The organism is Hymenobacter sedentarius (assembly GCF_001507645.1).
GTDB classification, from domain to species: domain Bacteria; phylum Bacteroidota; class Bacteroidia; order Cytophagales; family Hymenobacteraceae; genus Hymenobacter; species Hymenobacter sedentarius.
The window spans coordinates 1812412-1838463 of sequence record NZ_CP013909.1 but is presented as its reverse complement, the minus strand read 5'-3'; the positions used below and the strand labels follow the sequence as shown (position 1 = coordinate 1838463).

At 61.1% G+C, this 26052-nt stretch carries 28 protein-coding genes and 1 tRNA gene; 11 read left to right on the top strand and 18 right to left on the bottom strand.

Annotated features, from left to right (window positions below; all coding sequences use genetic code 11):
- Window position 1 precedes the first annotated feature (1 nt).
- Complete coding sequence (locus tag AUC43_RS21510; RefSeq protein WP_071885838.1) at window positions 2-232, top strand: GDCCVxC domain-containing (seleno)protein; 231 nt, start codon at window positions 2-4, stop codon at window positions 230-232.
- Between the two features lie 224 nt (window positions 233-456).
- Here the strand turns inward: AUC43_RS21510 and AUC43_RS07540 are convergent, their stop codons facing one another.
- The 3 genes from AUC43_RS07540 to AUC43_RS07530 form a co-directional block, all read right to left on the bottom strand.
- Window positions 457-2103, bottom strand: coding sequence for a peptidase dimerization domain-containing protein (locus tag AUC43_RS07540; protein WP_071885837.1), 1647 nt, complete (start codon window positions 2101-2103; stop codon window positions 457-459).
- A gap of 217 nt (window positions 2104-2320) precedes the next feature.
- Window positions 2321-3046 (bottom strand): hypothetical protein, encoded by a 726-nt coding sequence (locus AUC43_RS07535; protein ID WP_068191567.1) that lies wholly within the window; start codon window positions 3044-3046, stop codon window positions 2321-2323.
- Between the two features lie 202 nt (window positions 3047-3248).
- Window positions 3249-3713 (bottom strand): GNAT family N-acetyltransferase, encoded by a 465-nt coding sequence (locus AUC43_RS07530; RefSeq protein WP_068191564.1) that lies wholly within the window; start codon window positions 3711-3713, stop codon window positions 3249-3251.
- Window positions 3714-4117: 404 nt separating this feature from the next.
- Between AUC43_RS07530 and AUC43_RS07525 the strand changes: the two genes are divergently transcribed.
- On the top strand, window positions 4118-4438 hold the full coding sequence (locus AUC43_RS07525) for a hypothetical protein (protein WP_068191562.1): 321 nt from the start codon (window positions 4118-4120) through the stop codon (window positions 4436-4438).
- A 668-nt stretch (window positions 4439-5106) separates the two neighbouring features.
- Here the strand turns inward: AUC43_RS07525 and AUC43_RS21235 are convergent.
- The 3 genes from AUC43_RS21235 to AUC43_RS07505 form a co-directional block, all read right to left on the bottom strand.
- On the bottom strand, window positions 5107-5847 hold the full coding sequence (locus AUC43_RS21235) for a hypothetical protein (protein WP_068191557.1): 741 nt from the start codon (window positions 5845-5847) through the stop codon (window positions 5107-5109).
- Between the two features lie 102 nt (window positions 5848-5949).
- Window positions 5950-6696 (bottom strand): hypothetical protein, encoded by a 747-nt coding sequence (locus tag AUC43_RS07510; protein WP_068191555.1) that lies wholly within the window; start codon window positions 6694-6696, stop codon window positions 5950-5952.
- 58 nt (window positions 6697-6754) lie between these two features.
- Complete coding sequence (locus AUC43_RS07505) at window positions 6755-7279, bottom strand: thermonuclease family protein (protein ID WP_082684971.1); 525 nt, start codon at window positions 7277-7279, stop codon at window positions 6755-6757.
- 130 nt (window positions 7280-7409) lie between these two features.
- Here AUC43_RS07505 and AUC43_RS07500 point away from each other — a divergent pair, with 130 nt between their 5' ends.
- On the top strand, window positions 7410-7604 hold the full coding sequence (locus AUC43_RS07500) for a hypothetical protein (protein ID WP_068191551.1): 195 nt from the start codon (window positions 7410-7412) through the stop codon (window positions 7602-7604).
- A gap of 720 nt (window positions 7605-8324) precedes the next feature.
- Window positions 8325-8732: a hypothetical protein gene (locus AUC43_RS07495; protein WP_157780978.1), complete on the top strand. Its 408-nt coding sequence runs from the start codon at window positions 8325-8327 to the stop codon at window positions 8730-8732.
- 82 nt (window positions 8733-8814) lie between these two features.
- On the opposite strand, the gene AUC43_RS07490 is transcribed toward AUC43_RS07495, so the two are convergent.
- The 10 genes from AUC43_RS07490 to AUC43_RS07450 form a co-directional block, all read right to left on the bottom strand.
- Window positions 8815-9870: a site-specific integrase gene (locus AUC43_RS07490; protein ID WP_068191547.1), complete on the bottom strand. Its 1056-nt coding sequence runs from the start codon at window positions 9868-9870 to the stop codon at window positions 8815-8817.
- A 460-nt stretch (window positions 9871-10330) separates the two neighbouring features.
- Window positions 10331-10404 (bottom strand) — tRNA-Asn (locus AUC43_RS07485).
- A gap of 110 nt (window positions 10405-10514) precedes the next feature.
- Window positions 10515-10988 (bottom strand): Rieske (2Fe-2S) protein, encoded by a 474-nt coding sequence (locus tag AUC43_RS07480; protein ID WP_233254127.1) that lies wholly within the window; start codon window positions 10986-10988, stop codon window positions 10515-10517.
- A 10-nt stretch (window positions 10989-10998) separates the two neighbouring features.
- Window positions 10999-11850 (bottom strand): 3-hydroxyacyl-CoA dehydrogenase NAD-binding domain-containing protein, encoded by an 852-nt coding sequence (locus AUC43_RS07475; RefSeq protein ID WP_068191543.1) that lies wholly within the window; start codon window positions 11848-11850, stop codon window positions 10999-11001.
- A 79-nt stretch (window positions 11851-11929) separates the two neighbouring features.
- On the bottom strand, window positions 11930-12901 hold the full coding sequence (ftsY, locus tag AUC43_RS07470; protein ID WP_068191541.1) for a signal recognition particle-docking protein FtsY: 972 nt from the start codon (window positions 12899-12901) through the stop codon (window positions 11930-11932).
- Window positions 12902-13089: 188 nt separating this feature from the next.
- Window positions 13090-13254 carry a DUF4295 domain-containing protein gene (locus AUC43_RS20020; protein WP_071885836.1) on the bottom strand — a complete coding sequence of 55 codons (165 nt, stop codon included), beginning with the start codon at window positions 13252-13254 and terminating at the stop codon, window positions 13090-13092.
- 8 nt (window positions 13255-13262) lie between these two features.
- Window positions 13263-13445 carry a 50S ribosomal protein L33 gene (gene rpmG / locus AUC43_RS07465; RefSeq protein WP_046245291.1) on the bottom strand — a complete coding sequence of 61 codons (183 nt, stop codon included), beginning with the start codon at window positions 13443-13445 and terminating at the stop codon, window positions 13263-13265.
- Window positions 13446-13792: 347 nt separating this feature from the next.
- A complete protein-coding gene (locus tag AUC43_RS07460; RefSeq protein WP_082684970.1) occupies window positions 13793-15493 on the bottom strand; it encodes an aminopeptidase P N-terminal domain-containing protein in 1701 nt (566 codons plus the stop codon).
- Window positions 15494-15699: 206 nt separating this feature from the next.
- Entirely contained in the window at window positions 15700-15939 is a 240-nt protein-coding gene (gene rpmB / locus AUC43_RS07455; protein ID WP_044003635.1) for a 50S ribosomal protein L28, read from the bottom strand.
- Between the two features lie 85 nt (window positions 15940-16024).
- Entirely contained in the window at window positions 16025-16207 is a 183-nt protein-coding gene (locus AUC43_RS07450) for a DUF5522 domain-containing protein (protein WP_068191539.1), read from the bottom strand.
- Window positions 16208-16412: 205 nt separating this feature from the next.
- Here AUC43_RS07450 and rocD point away from each other — a divergent pair, with 205 nt between their 5' ends.
- The 4 genes from rocD (at window position 16413) to AUC43_RS07430 (ending at window position 20476) form a co-directional block, all read left to right on the top strand.
- Window positions 16413-17663 carry an ornithine--oxo-acid transaminase gene (gene rocD, locus AUC43_RS07445; RefSeq protein WP_068191537.1) on the top strand — a complete coding sequence of 417 codons (1251 nt, stop codon included), beginning with the start codon at window positions 16413-16415 and terminating at the stop codon, window positions 17661-17663.
- Window positions 17664-17751: 88 nt separating this feature from the next.
- Window positions 17752-18894, top strand: coding sequence for an NAD(P)/FAD-dependent oxidoreductase (locus AUC43_RS07440; protein WP_068191535.1), 1143 nt, complete (start codon window positions 17752-17754; stop codon window positions 18892-18894).
- 76 nt (window positions 18895-18970) lie between these two features.
- A complete protein-coding gene (gene hemB, locus AUC43_RS07435; protein WP_068191533.1) occupies window positions 18971-19957 on the top strand; it encodes a porphobilinogen synthase in 987 nt (328 codons plus the stop codon).
- A gap of 12 nt (window positions 19958-19969) precedes the next feature.
- Window positions 19970-20476: a GNAT family N-acetyltransferase gene (locus AUC43_RS07430; protein WP_068191531.1), complete on the top strand. Its 507-nt coding sequence runs from the start codon at window positions 19970-19972 to the stop codon at window positions 20474-20476.
- 39 nt (window positions 20477-20515) lie between these two features.
- On the opposite strand, the gene AUC43_RS07425 is transcribed toward AUC43_RS07430, so the two are convergent.
- Both AUC43_RS07425 and AUC43_RS07420 read right to left on the bottom strand, forming a co-directional pair.
- Window positions 20516-21223, bottom strand: a complete 708-nt coding sequence (locus tag AUC43_RS07425) for a phosphatase PAP2 family protein (protein ID WP_068191529.1) — start codon at window positions 21221-21223, stop codon at window positions 20516-20518.
- A gap of 107 nt (window positions 21224-21330) precedes the next feature.
- Window positions 21331-22686 carry an APC family permease gene (locus AUC43_RS07420; RefSeq protein ID WP_068191527.1) on the bottom strand — a complete coding sequence of 452 codons (1356 nt, stop codon included), beginning with the start codon at window positions 22684-22686 and terminating at the stop codon, window positions 21331-21333.
- A gap of 121 nt (window positions 22687-22807) precedes the next feature.
- On the opposite strand from AUC43_RS07420, the gene AUC43_RS07415 reads away from it, so the two are divergent.
- The 3 genes from AUC43_RS07415 (at window position 22808) to AUC43_RS07405 (ending at window position 26042) form a co-directional block, all read left to right on the top strand.
- Window positions 22808-23755, top strand: a complete 948-nt coding sequence (locus AUC43_RS07415) for a cation diffusion facilitator family transporter (protein WP_068191525.1) — start codon at window positions 22808-22810, stop codon at window positions 23753-23755.
- Between the two features lie 30 nt (window positions 23756-23785).
- Window positions 23786-24736: a cation diffusion facilitator family transporter gene (locus AUC43_RS07410; protein WP_068191523.1), complete on the top strand. Its 951-nt coding sequence runs from the start codon at window positions 23786-23788 to the stop codon at window positions 24734-24736.
- A 94-nt stretch (window positions 24737-24830) separates the two neighbouring features.
- Window positions 24831-26042, top strand: a complete 1212-nt coding sequence (locus tag AUC43_RS07405) for an amine oxidase (RefSeq protein WP_068191521.1) — start codon at window positions 24831-24833, stop codon at window positions 26040-26042.
- The last annotated feature ends 10 nt before the right edge of the window (window positions 26043-26052 follow it).

The following is a 26052-nucleotide window of genomic DNA, read 5'->3' as shown; positions in this document are numbered from 1 at the left end:
CATGACGCCGACCCAACCCGTCACCCTTACCTCTGTGCTCACCTGCCCCGTCTGCCAGCATGCGCAAGCCGAGCAGATGCCCACCGACGCTTGCCAGTGGTTCTACGAGTGCACCAGCTGCCACACCTTGCTCAAGCCCCTGGCCGGCGACTGCTGCGTGTACTGTTCCTACGGCTCGGTACCGTGCCCGCCGATCCAGCAGCAGGGCAAAGGGGCTTGCGGCTGCTGTTAATGCCCCCGTTTAAGCGTTAGACCGTGGCTGTTGCAGAACTCGGTGAGAAACGCAAAAATGGACTCGCCCCTATTCCAGGCGTGTTACACGTCCATTTATTCGTGTTTCGGGCTCGGTTTGGCGCATTGAAACCTCGCTTATAAGCGCCCACTGAGTTCTGCAACAGCCACGACCGTTTTGCTAAACGTTTCTTGCTTCTAAAAACAGGCCTCTGCGGAGCGTCGTTATTGGGCGCTCGCTTTCGGGGCTGTCGGCCGCACTGTGGGGTAGGCAATGCCCAACTGCTCCAAGTAGGTTTTGTACTTGGCCGGGTTGTAGTAGAACTTCATCATCTGTGGTCGGTACTGGGCCATGATGCTCTGGTTGAGGGTGATGGCCGGCTTGTCCGTGGCCGAAATCAGCGGCGTGTACTTGGTGTCCTTGGTTTGCACGTCGTTGAAGTACGCCCAGGCCGCTTTGAGGAGCTCGGGTTTCACCAGCAGGTCGAGCAGGGTCAGGGCCTCGGCTTTGGCGCCCGCCGTCACCCCTTTGTGGGCAATGGGCGTGGCCATGGCAATGGCGTTAGCCCAGTGGTGGCCGGGCAGGCCGGGAATGTTGGCGGGGTAGTGCAGCACCACCGTGGGCACGCTCCAGGAAATGTCGCCAATGTCATCCGAGCCCCCGTAGGAGGAGGTCGCGGGTCCCATGAGCGTGTCGAGGCGAATGGCTAGGCCGTCGATGGGGCGGTTGCGGCTGTCCGTTTTGGGGGCCTTCGTTTCGGCCTGCGCGGCGCGGGCCAGCGTTTGGTCGGCCGCGCTCCACTGGGGCAGGCCCACGCGCCGGATGTTCTGGTACATGGCCTCAGCAATAGCCTTATTCAGGTGGATGGGCCAGGCGCTGCCCAGCACCTCGTGGGTTACGCTGGTCTTTGTCATCAGCGTGGCGCCCTCGGCCATCTTCTGGGCGTCGGCGTACATTTCCATGATTTTGGGGTAAGTGCGCTCGCGTAGGAAGTACCACACGGCCGCCTTCGAGGGCACCACGTTGGGCTGGTCGCCGCCATCGGTGATGACGTAGTGCGAGCGTTGACTCAGGTCCATGTGCTCGCGGTGGAAGTTCCAGCCCACGTCCATCAGCTCCACGGCGTCCAGGGCGCTGCGGCCGCGCCAGGGGGTTGCCCCCGCGTGCGCCGCCTGCCCCTCAAAATTGAACTTGACGGAAATATTTCCGGTGTAGCCGTTGTCGCCCCACGACACTTTCAAGTTGTCGCCCACGTGAGTAAAGATGCAGGCATCGACGTTTTTAAAGTACCCGTCGCGCACGAAGTACGCTTTGGCGCCGATGAGTTCCTCGGCGGCGCCAGGCCAGAGCATGAGCGTGCCGGGCAGCTTCTCGCGCTCCATGATTTTCTTGAGCGCCAGCACCGCCGTGATGTTGAGCGGCACGCCTGAGTTGTGGCCCTCGCCGTGGCCCGGCGCGCCCTCGATGATGGGGTCGTGGTAGGCCACGCCTGGCTTTTGGGAGGCCTTGGGAATGCAGTCGATGTCGCTGCCGATGGCAATGACCGGCTTGCCCGACCCCCAGGTGGCCGTCCAGGCCGTCGGCACGCCGGCAATGCCGGACTGGATGACGAAGCCGTTTTTCTTCAGGATGCCCGTCAGGTAGTGCGAGGTTTCCGTTTCCTGAAAGCCCAGTTCCCCGAAGCTAAACACCATGTCCACCATCTGCTGGGTGGCCTTCTGCTGTTGGTCAATTTCCCCGATGAGCTCCTGCTTCAGCGCTTCGAGCTTGGCGGGTGGCAACGGGGCAGTCACGGGCGGCGCGGTTTGGGCCAGGGCAGGCAGCGAAAGTAGGCCGGCCAGAAGCCAACCACAGGAGCGAGAAAGTAGCATGTATAAAACGAAGAGGGCTAAACAGATGGGTAAAAGTAGACGCTTTATACCCTAACTCTGCAAACTCTGTGACCACCCAATTGCCCAATAGGCTCTCCGCTCCGATAACGCTCCTTTGAACTGATGAAGCGCGTTTGCCTCTGCTACCGATTTCTTGAACGAACGCGACTAGTTTATTAAGCGGGGCGCTACGTCGGCCGCCTCAGGGCTTGTGTGGCTATCCCAGGTCAAAGCCGTAGCGCAGGCCCGCGGCGAACCCGTACTGCGCATCCCGGGCCGTTTGTGCGCTGGCCGGGGCCGTGAGATTGCGGTTGGCGGTGGTTTGCACCAGCACGTCGAGCTGGGGCGTGAGGCGGTAGCCCGGCGCCAGGCCGCCGGTGAGATACCAGTTCCGCGCCTTGGCATAGTCGTAGGTTTCGTAGGTCACGCGCCCGTCCACCGTGACCTTGTTGTCCGCTTGGTAATAGTGAAACAGCAGCGTGGGGCCGAGCAGCAGGTTTAGAAAGACCCGGTGGGCGGGGCGTCGGGCGGGGTCGTAGCGCAGCAGCCCGGACACGGCCCCGTCGTAGGTATCGAGGTAGGTGGTGGCCACTACCGTTTCGCGGGCTGGGGTGTGGGTGACCACCAGGTTGTCTTCGGTCGGCGGATTGGTTTGCGAAAAGCCAACTTGCAGCGTGAGATGCGGATTTATTTGGTACCCTACGTACCCGCTGACGGGCTTGATAACGACCTCCTGGATGGGGTAGGTGAAGGACGTCACCTTAAAGCCCTGCGCCGCCCATTCCGTGCCCACGTAGTACCGGTAGCGCGGCGCCAGCGGCGGCTTTTCGGCCGGGGAGGCCGCCGGTTTCTCCGCCAGGGGCGTGGGGGTGGCGAGGTGTTGCGCCGGGAGCGGAAACACCTGCAGTGAACAGAACAGCGAAACCAGTATTAAAAACCGCATGGGGAAGTAGAGGGGAAAAGGTAGCGCATTTTATCTGAACCCTCGTCTCTCGCTACTTTGACCGTTTTCTTAGACGTGCTTTCCATCGTGATGTGGTAAAAGGCACGAAGTTTTTATTCGACAATCAGCCCACTAGTTCCTGGCAATCATAGCCCAGTATATTCGGTGACGGCCAGCATCAGTTCGCGAACTAATTGCCAGGTTATCTGACCCAATGGATTCGAATGGCCGACAGGTGAGCGGAACCCAGCGGCTGGTCGTGAAGGATAGCGAACCCATTTTTCTCGTAGAACGCCACGGGCGAGCGGTACACGTCCCCGTTCGGTTTTCGGTAGTCCTCGTGGGGTACCACCCAACCGTTTAATTCGGTTTCCTGGGCTTTGGCCCGGTCCAGCAAAATCGTGCCGTGTCCCCGGCCATGCACCGCTGAATCGACGAGGAGCACAAACCACGGCGCTTTTTCGCGTTGGAACACGGTCAACCACCCCCGAACGCCCCCCGTTTCCCGCACGAGCAACAAGTGGCGGGCGTTGGTTAGCTTCGCCAGCCAGTCTTCGAAGTCATTCGACTCTGCGAAAGACAATTGGCAGGGGTATTCCTGGTTCCACAGCTGCCGTACTTGCTCCTGCTGGGCCAGGGTAAGTGTGGTCGTTTGCAGCAGGTTCATGAGCGAGGGGGACTGTGAGTAGAGGTTCGTTTACCAGCACGCCCGGCCTCAATTCAGTATGGCCCGGGTATGGAGTATCATGGAGGAAAGATAACGACCGCTAAAAATACCCTCCTTTGCTTGAATCACCGTTTCGCTAAACGAAGCAAACGCCTGCAGCCAGCTGGCTGCCGATTATTTTTACCTGACAACTAAAACGCTGTTTTTTACACCACCAATGCTGCTTGCAATTTGAAATTTTCCTTACTCCTGCTCCTGCTTCCGCTCCAGTCATTTGCACAGGCTGGTGGCACCTATACGGGCCCCACGATGCAGCAAAACCATTCTTTTCACGCATGCCCCTGCCAAGGCACGGGTGGCAAACCTCCGCGTTATCTTTCCGGCGCGGCGGCCGTATTGCCTCCATGGTCCCAGAAGGCGTAACTCCGGCGGAAAAAGTCGCCGCCACCGTGCTGGCGTATTATCGGCAACTCGACGCCCTCCGGGTCACGGCGCGCGAGTTCGCCTGCTGGTTCGACGCGCGTTCCCCCGCCGACAAGGTGTCCCTGGTGCGGGTGGGGCTCGCGCAAAGCCAGCAGCTGCCGGCCTTCCGGCGCTTTCTGCTGGAAAAGCGGGGCCACTCCATGCCCGCGTACATGCGCGCCCACCTGACGCCACAGGAATTGAGCCTCTGGGCCGACGACGCCGGCGTTGACGCGCCTTCACCGGGCCCGGATCCGGCCTGATGCGCGGCGCTTCGGGAGCGCTTTAACTGCGGGAGCGGAGCTCCTCGAACTGCAAGACCCGGTACACATCGTCGACGGCGCAACAGTCATAAGGGTCCCGGGGAATCGCCTGCAAGGACTCCACCTGCGCCCGCGTGAGGGGAATCACGGCCACGCACCGCCGCCCCCGAAACACGACCAGCCCATTCGCTTCCTTGCCCCGGAGCACCATCGCGCGATGGGGCGGGACCAAAAAGGGGAGCAGGTGGCGCAGGGTGGGGTTCATCCTCGTAAGGTACCTCCGGCCAACGCGCCCCGAAAGCAGAAGGATACGGGCGAAGACTTGGGCGGTTCCCCTCCGCTTAGGCGCCTGGGCCCGTCCTTCCTGGCTCCCCAAGCAACCAGCGGGAGCCGTCCGGTTAAGAGCACGCCATCCCCAATAGTTTACTATAACGGTCGTGGCTATTGCAGAACTCGGCGCCGTGAGTTCCAGGCGTGGGGCCGCCGCGCGGCAAGGCAATAAAACGCGCTTATCGCGGACTTTCTGCTCAATGGGCCACTCGTTTAACTGGTTTTGGAAATGAAGTGAGACTTCTGCAACAGCCACGGTCCTTTCGCTTTTACTACCATAAAAAAGGCCAGCCCCAAACGGGAGCTGGCCTTCTTCATTCTACCGGTAGGAGCCGCGGCTACACGTCAATGCCATACGAGCCTTTGGTGAAGAGGCCCGTGGCGGTGCGGCCATCGGCCAGGTGCACGGTGAAGGGCTGGCCGGCGTACCGGTCGGCAAAGGTCACCTTCGCGGTCATCGGGTCTTCCACGTACACGAACAGGTACATGTCAACGGGCGTCGAACTGCCGCTGTAGAGCGGGGCAAAGTCCAAGCTCACACCCGGCGCCGATTCAATCGTCACGCCCGCTATTGTCCCGTTGGGGCCGGCCAGCGTCACCTGCCCCGCCACCGCCCCGTCAACCACGGGGACGGGTCCCTCCGGGGTAGGGGCCGGGGACTGCTCGATTACCACGGGCGGCGTCAGCACAACCGGGGGCGCGTCCGCTACCGGCGCGGCGGGGTCCACCACTTCCCCGAACAGGGTCTCCGTAGCCAAGGCCACGCCGCCGTTGCCATCCACGATGGCGTTAAAGAACTGCACTTCCTCGCCCGGCGTGCTGGCGGCCATGCTCGTGCTGAGCAGGCCGGGCAGGCCCGCAGCGCGCAGGTCGTGCACCAGCAGCGTTTCGGTCGAGACGTCTACGCCGTAGAGCAGGTTAATGCGGTCCACGCGCGCTTTGGCATCGGCCGCGCCGGCCAGGGCCGCGCCGAGGGCCGTGGCGTATTTGCGCACCCGGCCGTCGTAGCGGGCGCGCAGCTTGAGCGCCGTTTTCAGGCGCTTGTCCGCTTGTTTTTGATAGGCGGTTCTTGAAAGCATTAGAAATATAGAGTTAGAAGTAAAACCAAGAGCAACCGGGCCGTAACCCCACCCAAACGGCCGGCGCCGTCAGGCGCCGGCCGCGTTACCATGCTGCGTGGCTTATGCCACGTAGGCGATGGCTAGCGGGTTGGTGGCGTTGTTGTTGAGCGGGTAGAGCTTGCCGTTCAACTGCTGGTAGAAGTTCACGCCCAGCACGGCCATCACCACGTCGTCGGCGGTCGGGGCCGTGGGCAGCGTGGCCACCAGCGCCTGGTCGGCCACGGGGGCCGCGCTGAGCGACTGCGTGCCAAACGGGGCCGCCACCGTTCCGGCCTCGTAGGTGCCGGTTTCGAAGTTCATCGTCGCCACCCCGTAGAGCAGTTCGAAGTGCGTCGCGCCCTGCGGGGCCACCAGGTCGGTGGCCGGGTTCAGGCGGGGCACCGTCAGGGTCACGTCCGCGCCGGCCACGGCTACCGCGAACGGGAAAAACAGGCTTTGGCCCAGGCCCGCGCCGGCGTTGAAGTCGAAGCCAAGCAGACCGCCGACGTTGTCCTTGTCCACCACCCGCTCGCCGCGGTCGTTGGCTTCGTCCAGGCCCACGATTTGACGCACCCGCTGCGTGAGCCGGCTCACCATCCGCGCGTCCGAGGCCGTGGCGATGAGCGAGCGGAAGGCCGAGCGGATGAGCTTGCCGCCGGTGGCCGCGCGGCCGAATTCCGACGCGTTTTCGCGGGTGCGCGCCAGCGAGGCCGCCGAGGCGAAGGCGGCTTTGTTGGAGGCCGGTTTCTGACGGACCGTGCCGTTTTTGGCGAAGACAAGGCCGCCCACCGTGCCTTGCAACCCCAGGATGCCATTTTGAGAGGCCATGAGAAGAGGGAATAAAAGTTAGAGATAAGTCGCGGCTGCTTGCATTTGTGCGACGTTGCTACCAGGTGCAACCAACCCGGTAGCGCCGCTTGATTTCTGAATGGAAGGTCCGCCACAGCTTGGGCGGCACGGCCTGGCTCACCCCGCATTTCCAGAGCCCGCGCCCGGCCCGCTGTGCCTCTACTTGCTGCGCGGCTCGCCCGGCTATCCGATGATTTGGGTCCCAGGCCCACGCCCAGCCGCGCACCACCAGCAGCGAATCCAGCGCCAGCGCGGGCTGGCCCGCCACCGGCAGGCACACGGCGCCCAGGGTCCGCCCGTAGATGTCCACCCCGTGCCGCGTCAGCAGCACCAGCTGCGCCGGCCGCAGCAGCCGCGTCACCGAGTCTGCTGCTTGCTTTCCGTAGGGCTGGTCCCGTTCCGGCGCATCCACGCCCAGCAGCCGCACGCGGCGCACCACGCCGCCGGCCAGCACGTCGTAGGTGTCGCCGTCTACTACCCGCACCATACGCCCCGTTTCCATCACGAGCGGCACCTTACCCGCACCACTGCCATCAACGCCAAGGAAAGGGAGATAGCTCATCCCTAAACCAGCCGCAACCGACCGTAACCACCCACTGAAATACAGCGCTTTATGATTCATGAAACGAACCTACGGACGGGTTTTAACCGTTGTATATTCGTCCGCCCCATTAGCCCCAACCCGTCCCAAGATGCCCCAGGTTTGCCTTTACCCTAAAGACGTTGCCCAGCTCACCGGCACCGGCTACGACGCCGGCAAGCGCCTCCTCCAACGCATCCGCATCAGGTTGCACAAGCCCGCCCGCGCCTACGTTTCGGTAGCCGAGTTCTGCGCATACACGAGCCTGCCAGAAGCCGAAGTAACAGCAGCCCTCAACCGTAGTTAAAGGCAGGATAGAGGCAGTCTGCAGGCACTTTGTAGCCAACCAGGTGGGCTGGAATTCAGCCTCGGCATTACCTGCTCCAAACTTAGGGTTGCGCTACTATCGTGCAGTTCCGCCGCAGCGCGCTTTCTCTTACCGCAAGCACTGCAATACGACTCCCTTGTCAAAAACCCGATTCATGCCTTACCTACCCTCAGACGGAGCCCCAGGTCCATGAGGGTGCTTGGTGCTACCGCGGTGCTTACCTTATTTCCTGCATCCACCGGCGCAGCAGCGGGCTCAGGAACAACGCCACAACCACGATAAGGCCGCAGCAGCCAGCGACGTTTAGAAACACGTGGCTGTAGTAGAATCCCTTGGTTATTCCCTGTAATCTTAAAGTTGTTCCGCGTACTGGCAAGTGCCATTCGGAAGGGAATACAATGCATTTGGGTAGTGAGCCCAAGGAGAGGCATTCCGTTTTCAAAAGCTCCTTTTTTCTGAAAAAGTGACCGAATCCCAATGGTTTAGGGAAGCCTTATTATTTTTTCTGACGTGGTTTTATTACCCTCTGGCCTTGTCTATATTTAATAGTCGCACAAATAAATGAATTGAACGTTGGCCCAATCAGGTGACGGACCTTTCGTTGAACGCTGCAAAGAGCTTTCCAATTTCTAACCCATTTCTTTCTTTGGTATGAAAATCAGGAATTACTGTTTGGTGTTGGGCATCCTCCTGTTCAGCATGGCCTCCTCGCTGAGGGCCGCCGGACAAGCCGCGGCTGGGCGACGCACGCTAGCTCAGGCCGGTGACACGGTATGGGTGGTTATTAACCACGTAAAAGCGGACAAGCGGGCCCAGTTTGAGCGGTTTGTAACGGAAATATTCTGGCCCATGGCGGCCAAACTTGGCCCTGCAGACCAGCGCACCTTTCGCCAAACCCGGGTGCTTAACCCGGTGCGACCCGAAGCAGATGGCACGTACTCCTATTTCTTTGTCATGGACCCCGTGATTACAGGAGCTAACTACGACATCTTAACGTTGCTGAAAAAAATGTATGGCAACGAAAAAGCCGCGGCTTATTTCAAGCAGTTTACGGAAAGTCTTTCCGGAAAGCATCAAATGTTTGTCACCGTGCAGTCGCGCTATTAAGTAAGCCGGGCCTTTACCATTAGCTTTTTTTTAAATACAGCCAGGTTACGGGTTGTTACCGGTTATTCGTCGCCCCTAGCAATTACGGCAGTGGCTCGCCGTCGTACAGCTCGCCTAGCACCTCCCGCCAAGCTTCCAATACCGCCGGGGCCAGCAGCCGCGCCTTATCCTTCGCATACCGGTCCGTCACGTCCTCATCGGCGTGCCCGAGCACCAGCTTGGCCAGGGCCTTGTTTCCGTTGCTCACTTGCTTGAGCAGGGTGCCGGCCGTGTGCCGTGCCGTGTGCGTGCTGATGATCTGCCAGATGGGGCGCCAGTTGTGCACCACCTTGCCACCCGTTATCAGCCGGTCATCCCACTCGCGCGTCAGGCCGGCGCCCTGTGATATTTCCTTAATCCAGTCCCCGCGTTGCTGCCAGTTGCGGGCCGGAAACTGCCAGCCCCACCGCTCGCCAATCTTCATAGCTATGGGAGGTAGCGGTACAGCCGCGTCATTACCCGTTTTCCCCTGCGCATGGAGCAGCGCGGGCACCTGGCTACCATCGGCTAGCGTCAGCATGATTCGCTCGCGCTTATCAAATTTTTCCAGGTCCTCGTACCGTCGCCCACTGAATAACTGAAACAGCCACCGGTCCCGCTCTTCGGCCAGATGCTCAGAAGTGGGCCGCCACCGAATCAGCTTGCGCACTTCCTCAATTTCCAAATCCAGCTGCGGCGCATTCTTGGCCGTGTACTGCAGCCACGCCATATCCGTCGGCAGCCCCAGCTGCTCCAGGCACTTGCGAATGCCCCCGAAATGCACCTTGATGGTCGCGTCCGACTTCTGCAGGTCCAACAGGTGCTGCTGGTACTCCTTGGCCACCTTCTGCGTCACCTGGTCAGGCCGCAGGTCCGGCCGCCAGCTTTCCATCATCGTAGCCAGCTGGTCATACTTGCGCAACGAGTCTTTGGCCAGGTTGCGGTTTTCCGCCTTCCATTCTTCCAGCACTTGCCGGAAGGTGCGGTTCATGGCTACCGGAGCCACTGCCATGGTCGGAGCCACCGGGAACAGCTCAGCTAGCAGCGCAGCCTTACTCACCTTTTCAAACGGGGCCTTTTCAAATAGGTGGTTGAAGGTATCGGTCACGTCCTTCTCCAATCCCGCCAGTCAGGCATTGATGTTGGTGGCCGTATCCGGGTGCGTGGGCACGCCCGCTTCTTCCTCCTTTGGCGTCAGGCGCCGCCCGCTCAAGGCTCGCTGGCTTGTCAGGTCCTACAGGTATTCCACCTCGCCGCCTTTGCCTGGCCGTTCCGGCAACACGATTTCCCCGCTATCCACTTGCAATTCCTCGCCGTGCCACCGAGCAGTGAGTCGTACCGGGCAGCATCCATCCCGATTTTTGGCCGTCAGCCGCAAGTAAAACTTGACGCTAATGGTCTTCTTGTAAGCGGTTGGGCGTATCATCGGATTAGGCTATGTCCCGGTTTGTGTCCCGGTCTCTGTCCCGGTTCATACCGAAAGTTAACCGACGACAGCCGAACGACCAAACCCAAATGTGCCCTGAATAGCTTAAAAACAAAGAAGCCCCCCGGTTATCGGCGGGCTTCTTGTGTTGTAGCGCTCCCTCCTGGGCTCGAACCAGGGACCCTCTGATTAACAGTCAGATGCTCTAACCGGCTGAGCTAAGGAAGCAATTTCTTGCCCGAAACCCGGTTGTTGTTGTTTCGGACTGCAAACTTACGACCTTCTCTAAAAAAGCACAAGCTGAAATCAGTTTTTTTTCTAAAAAGTTAAGGGTCGGCTTAGTTCGTGATGTTGAGCAAGGTGCCCTGTAGGCTCGTACTGTACTGTTTTAGAGGCCTTGGGGCCGGACCGCCGGTCACTTGACCGCGCAGATCGAATTGAGAATTGCAGCAGGAATCGCGCATAAAAAGCCGCGAGTTGCGGTCCAGGCTCACTAGAGCGCAGGCATCATAGGGCCGATATGGGCAGTTGCGCTCGAAAGCCAAGTACGTGCCCGCGCTTTGCCGAACCACAATTACGCCTTTCACGCCACCGTCGCCCGCGGGCCCTTTCACCGGCAAGGTTACCGCGCCATTATCGTAGCGCAGCGCCGTGTAGGCCTGGTTGGTGATGTTGATGCTGAGGTTCACTGGCGCGTACGGTATCAGCGGCTGGTCATCGACTTTGTCACCGCAGGCTGCCACAAACAGCAACGAGCACAGGGGCATGAACCGGGAAATACGGCGTAGTAAGGCCTCAACGGAAATGCTCATTGCAGATGAGTTACTGGTAATCGTAAAACCCCCGGCCCGTTTTGCGGCCGTGGTGCCCGGCATCTACTTTCTGCTGCTGGATGCGGCTGGGCCGGAACTTGGCATCTTGGTAAAACGAAGCATACATGGCGCTGGTCACCGAGAAGTTGGTATCAACTCCAATCAGGTCCATTAACCGAAAAGGGCCCATTTTGAATCCGCTGGCTTCCAGCAATTCATCCACTACCTGGAACGAAGCCACGTTCTCCTCCACAATCTTTAGGCTCTCGACGTAGTAATGGCGGGCCACGCGGTTCACGATAAAGCCGGGGGCATCGGCGGCGCGCACGGGCGTTTTGCCCAAGCGCCGGGCCAGGGCTTCCACGGCATCGGCCACGGCAGGAGCGGTGGCCACGCCGCTTATTACCTCCACTAGCGGCATCAGCGGCGCCGGGTTGAAGAAGTGCATGCCCACAACCCGCTCCGGGTGCGGTACCGGCGCGGCCAGCTGCGTGATGGGCAGCGACGATGTATTGGAAGCCAGAATGGTGCCGGGGCCGTTGAGCACGGCCAACTCCCGAAACAGCTGGTGCTTCACGTCGAGCTGCTCTACTACGGCTTCAATCACGAGGTCGGCCTGAGCCAGCCCCATATCGGTGGCCACGGTGAGGCGGGCCAGGGCGGCGTCGCGAGCCTCGGCAGTGAGCTTATTTTTCTCCACCAGCTTGCCCAGGCCGGCGGCGATGGCCGTTTGGGCTTTCTCCAGCGCGGTGGGGCTGAGGTCGAATAAAACGGTGGGCAGGCCGTGCTGAATACCGAGCTGCGCAATGCCCAGCCCCATGGTGCCGGCTCCCACCACGGCGAGCGTTTGAATGTCCTTCATGGTGCGAAGGTAAACGGCCCGCACCGCCAAGTATTGCTTGGCAGTGCGGGCCGCTGGTAGGTTGGGCTAAGCCGGGCGCTTATTTTTTAAACAACGAGTTGACAAACGTGTGCCGGTCGAAGAGCTGCAAATCGGTCATCTTCTCCCCTACCCCGATGTAGCGCACCGGAATGCTGAACTGGTCGGAGATGCCAATAACTACGCCGCCGCGGGCCGTGCCGTCGAGCTTGGTAATGGCGAGGGCTGTTACTTCGGTGGCTTTGGTAAATTCTTTGGCTTGCAAAAAGGCATTCTGGCCGGTGCTGCCGTCGAGCACCAGCAGCACCTCGTGCGGCGCATCCGGAATTACCTTCTGCATCACGCGCTTGATTTTGCTCAACTCGTTCATCAGGTTCACCTTGTTGTGCAGGCGGCCGGCCGTGTCGATGATGACCACATCGGCCCCCATCTCCACGCCTTTTTGCACGGCGTCGTAGGCCACAGAAGCCGGGTCGGTATTCATGCCATGGCTCACCACGGGCACGCCCACGCGCTGCCCCCAAATGATGAGCTGGTCCACGGCCGCGGCCCGGAAGGTATCGGCCGCACCCAGCACCACCTTCTTGCCGGCAGCATGAAAGCGGTGAGCCAGCTTGCCGATGGTAGTGGTCTTGCCCACCCCGTTCACACCGACTACCATGATGACGTAGGGCTGCCCGGTGGTGCCGGCGCTGTCCAGCAGGGCCGAGGAGCCAGAATTATTGTCTTCCAGCAAGCCGGCGATTTCCTCGCGCAGGATGCGGTCCAGCTCGCCGGTGCTCACGTACTTATCGCGGGCCACGCGGGCCTCGATGCGGTCAATGACTTTGACCGTGGTTTCGATGCCTACGTCGGCGTGCACAAGCAGGCCTTCCAAGTCGTCGAGCACCGCTTCGTCCACGGTGCTTTTGCCCACCACGGCCTTGCTCAGCTGCTCAAAGAAATTGGTTTTGGTCTTTTCCAGGCCCGCATCGAGCGAGGCTTGCTGGGTGGTGCTTTCCTTGTCTTTCTTAAAAAAATCGAAGAGGCCCATAAGCGGGAGCGCAAAGCCAGAGCCCTGCGTATCGGTAAACGATTGGTGGTAATAATTGCTAACAGCTAACAGCAATGCCGCAGCGCGAGCCCAGGCCGGCCCTGCGGGTTGCCCTACAGCATACGGCAAACACGAAAAAAGTCCCACGAAGGTGGGACTTTTTCAGCGTTAACTACAGCGCCAGTGGCTTACTTGTTGCCGGTGGCCAAGTACTCTTGTACTTTGTCGAGGAGCACCATTTCCTCACGGAAGGTGTAAGCACCGGTTTTCTCCGATTTCACGGCACGAATAACCTTTGCCCAGTTCTTGGCATTCTCTGTGCTTTTCAGAGTTGCTACTACTTTCTTAGCCATTGTTCAGGTTATTTAATTTCCTTGTGAACAGTCATTTTCTTGAGGATGGGGTTGAATTTCTTCAACTCGATGCGCTCAGGGGTGTTTTTGCGGTTCTTGGTGGTGATGTAGCGCGAGGTGCCCGGCATCCCCGAGTTTTTATGCTCGGTGCATTCCATGATAACCTGCACCCGGTTTCCTTTCTTGGCCATCTCGACGGGGGTGTGTTTTTAAATTTAGGACTGCAAAGGTACGGGTCTTTTTGGAAATGACAAAGGAAAAGTAACGTCAACTTTCAGTTGGCGAAGCAGAAGCAGGATTTCAGCAGCTAAAGCGAATGAAAGAGCACGTCATGCTGACCTTGTCGAAGCATCTCGCTCGCGCCTCTTGTCATGCTGACGCAGGAAGCATCTTATCACCGCTCAACGAATCGCGCTAACCTGATAAGATGCTTCCTGCGTCAGCATGACAGACGATTATTGACAGGCGATTGAATTAGTACTGAGGTAAAGATGCTTCGCTGCGCTCTGCATGACGGCCCTTTAGTTCCAATCACCAGCTACTTAAGCTCCGGCAGCTTCCAGCCTTCCAGCGCGCTGGGCTCGGCCATGAGCTTCTCAATATCGGCCACGGTGCGCGGGGCCTCAGCCGAAAGGTTTTCGTAGCCAGTGGCCGTAATCAGGGCATCGTCTTCGATGCGCACGCCGATATTCCACCACTTGGGGTCGCAGGGCGAACCCGCCGGGATGTAGATGCCGGGCTCCACCGTGATGACGTTGCCAGGCCGCAACGGGCCGTAGGTGCCGCGGTCGTGCACGTCGAGGCCCAGGTAGTGGCTGGCGCCGTGGGGGTAATACCGGCGGAATTCTTCCTTCTTTTTGATGATGCCGAGCTTGAGCAGGCCATTGGCCACCACATCCTGGGTGGCTTTGTTGGGCGCATTAAAATCGGCGCCGGGGCGGCAGGCCGCAAAGCCGGCTTCCTGCGCGGCCAGCACCAGCTCGTAAATCTGCCGCTGGGTTGGGCTAAACTTACCGCGGGGCGGGGCCGTGCGGGTCACGTCGGCGGAGTAGCCGTGGTATTCGGCGCCGCAGTCCATCAGTACCAGGTCGTTGTCGAGGCGCTGGCGGTCGTTGGTTTCGTAGTGCAGAATGCAGCCATTGGCCCCACCGCCCACAATGCTGGGGTAGCCTTGAAACTCGGCGCCGTAGCGGCGGTACACGTACTCATGCAGGCCCTGCACGTCCATCTCGCCCATGTCGGGCCGCAGCAGCTTCATCACCTCGCGCTGGCCTTGGGCGCTGATGCGGATGGCGCGGCGCAGCAAGGCCAGCTCTTCCTCGGTTTTCACGGCCCGCAGCTCATCAAGCTGCTCGCCGAGCGTGGTGCCGTCGTAGCGGCTGGTGGCATTCGGGTTGATGGCGCGCTGGCGCTCGGCGTCGGTGGTCGCCGCCAGGTAGGCTTTCACCGACGGCTCGTTGGCCATGGCCGGGCGCTCCTGCACTAGGGTGGTGAGGTAGGCCTTCATTTCTTTGGGGTTGCTGGCGCCGTAGCGCTTCAGCAGCTTGGCCACCACCGTACGGCTGGGGTCATAGTCGGCGGGCAGACCGGCTTGCTGGCGGAACGTGGCCACCAGGCTGGCCAGGTCGGCAGGCGCTTTGGGGTCGTCGCGGGCATCGGTGGGCAGGTCGGTGAACAGAATCTGGTCGAAATCAGCCCAAGCGATGCCGGCCTTGGCAAATTCCTTGTTGTCGGTGGCAAACTGCAGGCCCAGTAGGCCTTTGGCGCCGGCGGCTCCCAGTCGGCGGCCGGTCCACTGCTCGCGGGCGGGGTCGCGGGGCTGAGTAAACAGCGCCTCCGTGATGCCCGGCTGCCCGCCTACGGTGCGCGGCTCCTTGAACAGCAGCAGCACCGCATCGGGCTCTTCGTAGCCGGTTAGGTAGTGAAAATCGGGGTTTTGGTGGTACACGTAGTCCACGTCGTTGGCCCGGTTGCGGACGGGCGCGGCAAATACTACGGCCACGCCGTGCGGCGGCAGTTGGGCACGCAACAACTCCCGCCGCTGCTTGTGGAAAGCCGGCGATAGAAAGTCGGTGGGCCGCGCGGGTGATGGGGCCGCGCTCAGCGGCTCGGGAATGGACGTTGGTTTTTGGGCGGCCGCCGCGAAGGCCGCCAGGGCCAGCCAGCCGCTTAAAACCACTTTGGCACTACGCCGCCAGCGCGAAGCTAAAATCAAACGAACAAAGAATGGGAGCAGCATAGAAGACCGAAGAAGTGAAAGAACTGGCACTGAATGGCAAGGTACCGACAACAGACAAAGCCAGCGCCGATACAGTTGCCGCGAGGGCAAGCGTATCGGCGCTGGCTTTGTCTAGTATCAGGCAAATAGTATTCAGTAGAAAGACTGGCAGCAGCTATACCGGCTGCGCTACTTCTTACTGGCTACTAAGCACTTGTTACCGCAGTCTAGTAAACGATGAAGCCCTGCTCCTTGGCCTTCTTCAATACCGACATGATGCCGTTCTTGTTGATGGTGCGGATGGTGGACGTAGCTACTTTCAAAGTAACCCAAGCGTCTTGCTCGGGAATGTAGAAGCGCTTTTTCTGCAGGTTCGGATAGAACTTGCGCTTGGTCTTGTTGTTAGCGTGCGAAACGTTGTTGCCAACGCGGGTACGCTTGCCGGTCAAATCACAAACACGGGCCATGATATCGGTGGGTTAAGAATTACTAAAGCAGGGAAACGGGCCGCAAATATCGGCAAAAGTCTGGCATTCACCAAGCACCCTACGCTTATTTCTGGTCGGATGCGCCCTGAGAGCCTGCTTTGGCCCGAAATTTCCAGGGGCAGTGCCGGCAGCCGCTCTGGCAGCAGCTGCCCCGGCGCCGGTGGTACTGCTCAGTGAAGACGAGGTAGCCCTCGGGCGTGTAGTAAAAATCGCCGGTCTGGAGCGGCTGGGGAGCAGGGGCAGGCATGGGGCACCAAAGTTACGGCGGCCTGCGCCGGAAGCAGCCTCGGCGGCACCTTGGGGCACTCATTTCCAGCGCCGCAACCAAGCTGGGCTGGCTCCGAAGAACCCAAAGCCAGCTCAATCGGCTGCCGACTCACGAGGCTATAGTTCGACTCCTTGGGCCGAAAAACCGTAATTTGGTGCGCTCACTTAAACCTCCCACCCATCTTATGCAAACCTCCTCCCCTACCGTCACCAGCAGCCGCGCCGAGCAGCTGATGCAGCTCGAAGACCAGTACGGCGCGCACAACTACCACCCGCTGCCCGTGGTGCTGAACCGCGGCGAAGGCGTGCACCTGTGGGACGTGGACGGCAAGCATTACTACGATTTCCTGTCGGCCTACTCGGCCGTGAACCAGGGCCACTGCCACCCGCGCATTATTGGGGCGCTCACGCGGCAGGCCCAGCAGCTCACGCTCACGTCGCGGGCTTTCTTCAACGACCAGCTGGGCGCGGCCGAAAAGCAGCTGTGCGAGTTGTTTGGCTACGACAAAGCCCTGCTGATGAACTCCGGCGCCGAGGCCGTGGAAACTGCCCTCAAGCTGGCTCGCAAGTGGGGCTACCAGGAGAAGGGTATCGCTCCCAACCAAGCCCGCATCATCGTGGCCGAGCATAACTTCCACGGGCGCACCACCGGCATCATCTCCTTCAGCACCGACCCCGATAGTACCGGCGGCTTCGGTCCCTACATGCCAGGCTACCAGGTAGTGCCCTACGACGACCTAGTGGCGCTGGAAGAAGCCGTGAAAGAGCCCCACGTGTGTGCATTTATGGTAGAGCCCATTCAGGGCGAAGCGGGCGTGATGGTGCCTTCGGCCGGCTATCTGGCTCAGGCCGCGGCCATCTGCCGGGCACACAACGTGCTCTTTATTGCCGATGAGATTCAAACCGGGTTGGGCCGCACCGGGCGCCTGCTGGCGTGCGACTACGAAGACGTGCACGCCGACATCCTGATTCTGGGCAAGGCCTTGAGCGGCGGCGTGCTGCCGGTGTCGGCGGTACTGGCCAACGACGTCATCATGCTCACCATTCAGCCGGGGCAGCACGGCTCCACGTTTGGCGGCAACCCCCTGGCGTGCGCCGTGATGCGGGCGGCGCTCGACGTGCTGGTGGATGAAGGTCTGACCCAAAACGCCGCCGCGCTGGGCGAGATTTTCCGCGAACGGATGCGCCAGGTGCAGTCCAAGCGCCCCGAAGTGGTGGAGCTAGTGCGCGGCAAAGGCCTGCTCAACGCCGTGGTAATCCGGCCCCACGCCGACGGCCGCACCGCCTGGGACGTGTGCGTGACCCTGATGGAGCGCGGCGTACTGGCCAAGCCCACGCACGGCGACATCATCCGCTTTGCCCCACCGCTGATGATAACAGCGGAGCAGCTGCACGAGGCCTGCGATATAATTGAGCAGGTGATTCTGGCCTTCTAAGCGCGAAGTCCCGCAAAGTTTTAACGTTAAGTCTCGCGAAGTTTGTCGGAATTGAAACTCGCCTTGGCGAAACTTACTATTTAAAACTTTGCGGGACTTCGCGCTATCGTATTGGGAATATCAGTCCTTCTTCGGCCCGGCCGAGGTAGCGATTATTGGCGCGGGGCTGGTGGGGCTGACGGCCGCGTTGTACCTGAAGCAGCGCCGGCCCACCTGGCGCGTGGTGGTGCTGGAGCGCGGCTCCCTACCCAGCGGAGCCTCTACCAAGAACGCGGGCTTTGCTTGTTTTGGCTCAATTTCTGAGCTGATTGAGCAGGAAAAGCGCGGCGATTTGCAGGCGGTGGTGGCCGCGCGGTACACTGGCCTGGCACGGCTGCGCGAATTGCTGGGCGACGCCGAGTTGAGCTACCAGCCCGTGGGCGGCTACGAGCTTTTCCGCCACGAAGAAGCGGCCCTGGCGGTGGAATGCCTTAGCAAAATTGACTACTTCAATGAGCTGCTGGCTCCGGTGGTAGGCCATGCCTGCACCTTCCACGACGCCAGTGACGAGGCTAGCCGCTTCGGCTTTCGGGGGGTGGGCACGCTGCTCAAGAACGAGTGCGAAGGCAGCCTCGATGCCGGCCGTATGATGCGCGCCCTGCTGGCCCGCGCCTGGGCCGCCGATGTGCCCGTGCTTACCAATTGCGCGGTGGAGGCCATCGAAACATCGGCGAGCGGGCAGGTGCAAGTACGCCTGGGCAACGGCGCTTCTATTTCGGCGGGCCAGGCCCTGGTCGCTACCAATGCCTTCGCTTCGGAGTTACTGCCGGATTTGGCTGTGGTGCCCGGTCGCGGGCAGGTGCTGGTAACCGAGCCGCTGCCCCACGTAACCTTGCCGGGCACTTTTCACTACGACCACGGCTATGCGTACTTCCGCCAGCTGCCCGACCACCGGGTACTGCTGGGCGGAGGCCGCAACCTGAATTTTGCCGCCGAGGAAACCACCGCGCCGGGCCTCACCGAGCAGGTGCAAGGCTACCTGGAAAACCTGCTGCACGACGTCATTGTGCCCGGCCAGCGGCCCCGAATCGACTACCGGTGGAGCGGCGTAATGGGCTTTGGGCCCGCCCTGGCTCCTATTCTGGACTGGGTGCGGCCAGGCGTGCTGGCCGCCGTGCGCTGCAACGGTATGGGCGTGGCTATGGGGGCGGGCACGGGCTGGCAGGCCGCCGAAAAGCTAGCCAATATCTGAGCCATGGGCGACCTTTGCCGGGCTTTATTTGTTTAGCCCGAATATTGGCTTCTATTCACTTCGTTTTCAACAAAGAATGCTCCCTACCCACCGCCCTCGCCGCAACCGTAAATCCGAAGTTATCCGGGATATGGTGCAGGAAACCCGCCTCACCACCCACGATTTTATATTTCCCCTCTTTCTTATTGAAGGCCAGAACCAGGCGCTGGAAGTGAAATCCATGCCGGGCATTCACCGCTTCACGGCCGATAGAATCGTGGAGGAAGTGGGCCAATGCGTGGAGCTGGGCATCCGAACCTTTGCGCCATTTCCGAGCATCAACGACAGCCTGAAGGACCGGCTGGCCAAGGAGTCGGCCAACCCCGAAGGCCTGTACCTGAAAACGGTGGCCGACCTCAAGCGGCAATTTCCCGGCATCGTCATCATGACCGATGTGGCCATGGACCCCTACAGCAGCGACGGCCACGACGGCGTGGTGGACGCCGAATCCGGCGAAATCCTCAACGACGCCACCCTGGAAGTGCTCGGCCAGATGGCCCTGGCCCAGGCCCGCGCCGGCGCCGACATCATCGGGCCCAGCGACATGATGGACGGCCGCGTGGCCTGGATTCGGCGGGTGCTTGATGAGAACGCCTTCCAGCACGTGAGCATCATGAGCTACACGGCCAAGTACGCGTCGGCGTTCTACGGCCCCTTCCGCGATGCCCTGGATTCGGCTCCCAAGAAAGGCGACAAGAAAAGCTACCAGATGAACCCCGCCAACAAGCGCGAGGCCCTGCGCGAACTGGCCCTCGACGAAGCCGAAGGCGCCGACATGGTGATGATAAAGCCCGCCCTGAGCTACCTGGACGTGATTCATGCCGTGAAGGAAAACACCCACCTGCCCGTGACGGCCTACAACGTGAGCGGCGAGTACGCCATGGTGAAAGCGGCCGCGCAAAACGGCTGGCTCGACGGCGAGAAAACGATGATGGAAGTCCTCACCAGCATAAAGCGCGCCGGCGCCGATGCCATTTTGACTTACTTTGCCAAGGAAGCCGCCGCCGTGCTGCGCCGCGGTTAATTCGATTCTCTCATGCTCGTAACCCGCCGCGCTGCGCTGGCCGATGTGCCGGCCATTCTCGCCCTTATCCGGCGGGTGGTGCCGGTGATGAATGCCAGCGGCAACTTTCAATGGTCGGCCGACTACCCTAATGAGGCCGTGTTCACCGAAGACGTCAGGCAAAACCACCTTTGGGTGGCGGAGCTTGACGGCGCGGTGGCCGGCGTGGCCGCCCTCACCATGGACCAGGACGAGGAATACGCCCAGGCCGACTGGGACGCGGCCGAACCTGCCTTGGTAACCCACCGCTTGGCGGTAGACCCCGCGGCCCAAGGCCGGGGCGTGGCGCTGGCCCTGATGGCGCAAGCCGAAAAGCAGGCCGTGGCCCAGGGCCTGCGCACGTTGCGCGTCGATACCAACTCGGAAAATGCGGCCACGCAGCGGCTATTTCCGAAGTTGGGCTACCGGTTTGCGGGCGAAATCACGCTGGGGTTCCGGCCGGGGCTGCGGTTCTTTTGCTACGAGAAGCGGCTGGGGTAACGCTGGGCGCAGGGAGCATTTTTTGGGTACGGGCTAGCGCTAGTGCGTTAGCAGGAAGAACGACAAAAACTCCCGCACATCATCAAACATGGAGCTGACCTGGGAAGTAAAAAAGAACAGACTAGCATAGAATAAGCCAGGGTAGCGTTTGCCAAATACAAGCACGGGCACTGCCAAGCGTTGCAGCAAGCGGGGGCGCGTAGCTAGCAATACGCAACTGGTGCCCAGCACTGCCCCAGCCAGTAAATCGGTGGGATTGTGCACGCCTCCGTACACACGCGGCAGGCAGACGAAAACTACGGCGTAGACCAAAGCAGGCAAGCCGATACGCCAAGAAACCAACAGCATGCCCGTCACCAAGGCAAAGACCAGCGTGGCCGTGTCGCTGGGCATGGAATTGAGGTCGGTGAAGGAGGCAATCTCATTGGTGCGCCAGTCGGCAATGGGGGCCACAAAATGTAATTCTTTGTTATAAAGCGGTCTGGGGCGAAATGGCAGCTCATGCACCAACACCCGTGAAATGAGCATGGCCAGGAGCGCGCCCATTAGCGTGGCTACCAACACCTGCCGCACCCGAGTCCGGTCGGGTACCGGTGCTGAAAACCAGAGAAACCAAAGCAGCGCCGACAGGATACCCCCTTTTAAGATATTATTGGTAACAAACTCCGAGGCCACTGAATCGAAAAAGCCCGACTTGCGTGCGAACTGATTGATAAAGGTGATAAAGTGGTAGTCGAAAGGGTTCATAGCGGGGTATCGGAAAGGGCACTGCTATTACATAATTATACTGATAATATTTAAGAAATTAAAGGCAAAAGGGTGGTTTTTAAGGAAATTTGCTGCAAGCGCCACCCTTATAGCGGTAATTCCTTTTTCTCAAACGGCCAGCGGCCCAGCCGGCGGCTCCAGAGTAGAAACACGCCTACGCCCAGCACAATTACGGTGAGGCCGGAGAGCATAAACTTCGGCCCGGTGCTCCAGAACACCAGCAGCCACACCGCAATGGCAATGAGCACCGGCAGCGGGTAGAGCGGCATTTTGAACGGCAGCGCCGCCGTGCCGCGCCGGCGCCGGAGCAGCATCAGCCCCACGGCCTGCCCCACAAACTGCACCAGGATGCGCATGGCTAGAATGGCCGTAATGACCTCGCCTAGCCGGAACAGCAGGCTGAACACGAAGCCCACGCCGCCGAGAATCAGCAGCGACACGTAGGGGAACTGCTTGGTGGGGTGCAGCTTGGCGAAGATGGGCAGAAACTCGCCATCGGCGGCAGCCGCGTAGGGAATGCGCGAGTAGCCCAGCAGCACCGCAAACAGCGACGCAAACGCCACCAGCAACACCAACGCCGTGGCCGCCTGCGCCGCGCCCGCGCCGTAAATCTTGGCCACGAAGGTGCTCACGATAAACTCCGATTTGCTGGCTTCCTGCCAGGGAATGACCGTGCCCACGCTCCAGTTGAGCAGCAGGTACAGGGCCATGATGCCCAGAATGCTGAGGAAGATGCTGCGCGGAATCACGCGCTGTGGGTTCACGATTTCGCCGCCCAGGTGGCACACGTTGTAGTAGCCCAGGTAGGAGTAGATGGTTTTGATGGCCGCCTGGCCCATGGCCGCCGACAGCAGCACACCGGGCAGGGCGCTGAACCCGCCTTCCGGCAGCCAGGCCACGGGATGGTTGGGGTGGGTGAGGCCGCCAAAAATCAGCCAGCCCATCAGCCCCAGCACGCCCACCCAGAGCATCACGCCCAGCTTGCCAATGTCCTCAATGCGCCGGTAGAGCAGCACGATAAGCAGCAGTACCACCGCGCCCGATACCAGCTTGGGCTGCCACCACTCGGTGAGCGGCACGAGGTAGCCGAAGTATTGGGCAAAGCCGATGGCGCCGGAGGCCAGCACCAGCGGGGCCTGCACCAGCGTTTGCCACACGTAGAGAAACGACATTAGCCGGCCCCACTTCTGCTCGCCGTAGGCCAGCTTGAGAAAGCGGTAGGAGCCGCCAGCCTCGGGGTGGGCGGCGCCCAGCTCGCTCCAGATAAGGCCATCGATGAGCGCCAACCCGGCTCCCACCAGCCAGGCCAGCAGGAAATTGGGCCCCATAAACCCCATGACGAGCGGCAGCGTGACAAACGGGCCGATACCGACCATGTCAATCATATTGAGCGCAGTAGCCTGGACGAGGCCTAAGCGGCGCTGGAGAGTAGGTTGGGACATGGGGCGAAAGTAGTGCCGGGCTTGTCATTGGCAAGGCCGGCGGCGGCTGTGGTTAGCTCAACCGCGCCCCGGCCGCCTGCTTTCGGCCAACGCCCGCCGCGCTTGCTGCGTAAGGCTAGGCATGAGTTCAACCGCGTCCTCCTCCAAATTTGCCATTTACGGAGCCATCGGGGCCAACATTGCCATCGCCGTCAGCAAGTTTGTGGCGGCGTACTTCACTGGTTCCTCGGCCATGCTTTCCGAGGGCATTCACTCGCTGGTGGACAGCGGCAACGGCTTTCTCATTCTGCTGGGGGTGTACCAGAGCGGTAAGGCGCCCGACCGGCGCCACCCATTCGGGCGCAGCAAGGAGCTGTACTTCTGGGCGCTTATTGTGGCCATTCTGGTGTTTTCGGTGGGCGGCGGCATGTCGTTTTACGAAGGCATCGAGCACCTCAAGCACCCGGCGCCCCTCTCCGACCCCACCTGGAACTACTGGGTGCTGGGCATCTCGCTGGTGTTCGAAGGCATTTCCTGCTTTCTGGCTTTCAAAGCCTTCAATGCCGACCGCGGCGACGAAGGCTTCTGGCAAACGCTGCGCCGCAGCAAGGACCCGGCGGTGTTTGCCATTCTGCTCGAAGACCTGGCGGCTTTGGTTGGGCTGGTCATCGCGCTGGCCGGTGTGTACCTGGGGCACTTGCTGGGCAATCCCTACCTCGACGGCGTGGCCTCCATTGGCATTGGCACGCTGCTGGTAGGCGTAGCCATGTTCCTCATTTACAAAACCAAGGCCCTGCTGGTGGGCATCGGGGCCGACGACGAAACCCTGCGGGACCTCGAGCGCATTGTGCACGCCCAGCCCGCGGTGCAGCACATGCGGGTGCCACTCACCATGTACCTTGGGCCGGCCGATGTCATCCTGGCGCTGGACATCGAATTCGAAAACCGCCTGTCGGCCGATGAAGTCGAGCACGCGGTGCATGCCCTGCAAAACGCCATCCGGGCCGAGCACCCGGAATTCAAACGCATTTTTATCGAAGCCAAAGCCATTGGCGAAAAGGAGCGTGTGGGCAGCGCGACCATGGATTAACCCCGCCCAATTACCTACGAAATCTGCTTTATGGCTTCCGCTAACGCTTCTAAAATTTCCCTCTACGGCGGCATCGCCGCCAACGTCGCCATCGCCGTCAGTAAATTTGTGGCGGCGTACTTCACGGGTTCGTCGGCCATGCTTTCCGAAGGCATCCACTCCCTGGTGGATACCGGCAACAGCGGCCTGCTGCTCTACGGCGTAAACCGCAGCCAGCGCCCGCCCGATGCCGAGCACCCGTTTGGGCACAGCAAGGAGCTGTATTTCTGGGGCTTGATTGTGGCGGTGCTCATCTTTGCCATCGGCGGCGGCATGTCGTTCTACGAGGGCATCAAGCACATTCAGGACCCGGTGCCGCTTGAAGATGCCAAGTGGAACTACATCGTGCTGGGGGTTTCGCTGCTCTTCGAAGGCGTGGCCATGTACTTGTCGGTGAAGGCACTGCTGGCGCAGTCGGAGGCAAACGTGGGCTTCGTGAAGATGCTGCGCACGAGCAAAGACCCGGCAGTTTTCGCTTCCGTAATGGAAAACCTGGCGGCGCTAGTGGGCCTGCTGCTGGCTTTGGTCGGGGTGTTTCTGGGCCATCTGCTCAACAATCCGTACTTCGACGGGGCCGCATCCATCGCCATTGGGCTGCTGCTGATGCTGGTGGCCGTGTTTCTGGTGGCCCGCACCAAGGGCCTGCTGGTGGGCACGGGCGTCGATGCCGAGACCCTGGCCAACCTGGAGCGCATTGCCCGCGCCCAGCCTCAGGTGTGCGAGATTCGCTCGCCCCTCACCATGTACCTGGGCCCCAACGACGTGGTGCTGGCCCTCGACGTAGAGTTTGCCGACGACCTGAGCTCCGGCCAGGTAGCCAGCGCCGTTGAGCTGCTGCAGGACGCCATCCGGGCCGAGCACCCCGAGGTGCAGCGCATTTTTATTGAAGCCAAAAACCTGGCGCATCGGCCGGAAAGCCTCAATAGCGAAGCTCCACATTAACCCAATCGGCTATTTTTGGGTAAAGGAAGCCGGCCGCCCGCGGCAGCTACCCAGCTGCCGCGGGCGGCTGCGTATTCTACACAGCTACTCTCCTATGGCGCTTACTTTTCCCGACACCAACCCTTTCCGCTCCTTTTGGTGGGGCGGCTACGAATGCACCGACCAGCTCAACGCCTTCGGCAACCGCGTTGACTTTCTGCCCCTGACCGGGCATCTGCCGCTCATCGACGAAGATTACGCGGCGCTGGCCCAATTCCAGGTGCGCACCGTGCGGGAGGGCATCCGCTGGGCCCAGATTGAGAAACGGGCCTATCATTACGATTTCAGCACGGTGCAAACCATGCTCGAGGCCGGCCAGCGCCACGGCATCCAGCAGGTGTGGGACCTGTGCCACTTTGGCTACCCCGACGACCTCACGCCGCTGCATCCCATGTTTGCCCGGCGCTTTGCGGCCTTGTGCCGGGCCTTCGTGGACTTCTACCGCTCGCAGCGGCCCGACGATACGCTCATCGTGACGCCCATCAACGAGGTCAGCTTTATTTCCTGGCTGGGCGGCGAGGTCCGGGGCACTTCGCCCTACTGCCACCACCAGGGCTGGGACGTGAAGTACGGCCTGATGCGTGCCTACATCGAGGGCAGCTACGCCCTGCGCGAAGCCGACCCCAGCATCCGGCTGCTCACTACCGAGCCGCTCATCAACATTGTGGCGCCGGCCAACGCCGGGCCTCAGCAGCGCCGCGACGTGCGCACGGCCCACCTCAACCAGTTTCAGGCCACCGACATGCTGTGCGGCAAGATGTGCCCGGAGCTGGGCGGCGCGCCCGAGCTGCTCGACGTTGTGGGGTTCAACTACTACTACGACAACCAGTGGCAGCTGCACCCCTACCATAAACTGGGCTGGAACGACCCCGTGCCCGACCCGCGCTGGCGCCCCCTGCGCGAGCTGCTGCGCGAGGCATACAAGCGCTACCGCCGCCCCTTCGCCATCACCGAAACCAGCCACCCGGGCGTCGACCGGCCGCTGTGGTGGCGCATGATTGGGCAGGAATGCGCCGCCGTGGTCAGCGCCGGCCTGCCGCTGTGGGGCACCTGCATTTACCCCATCATCGACCGGCCCGACTGGGACCACCTCCAGGAGTGGCACCGCTCCGGCCTCTGGGACGCCGACCTGGGCCACCCCGGCCCCGCCCGTCGGCTGCACCTGCCCAGCGCCGAAGCCCTGCTAACGGCCCAGGCCCGCGTAGCCGCCGCGGTGCCCGCCCGGCGCCCGCAAGGGGCCAAAACCGCCATTGGGCAGCCAGGCTAGCCCAAGTGGC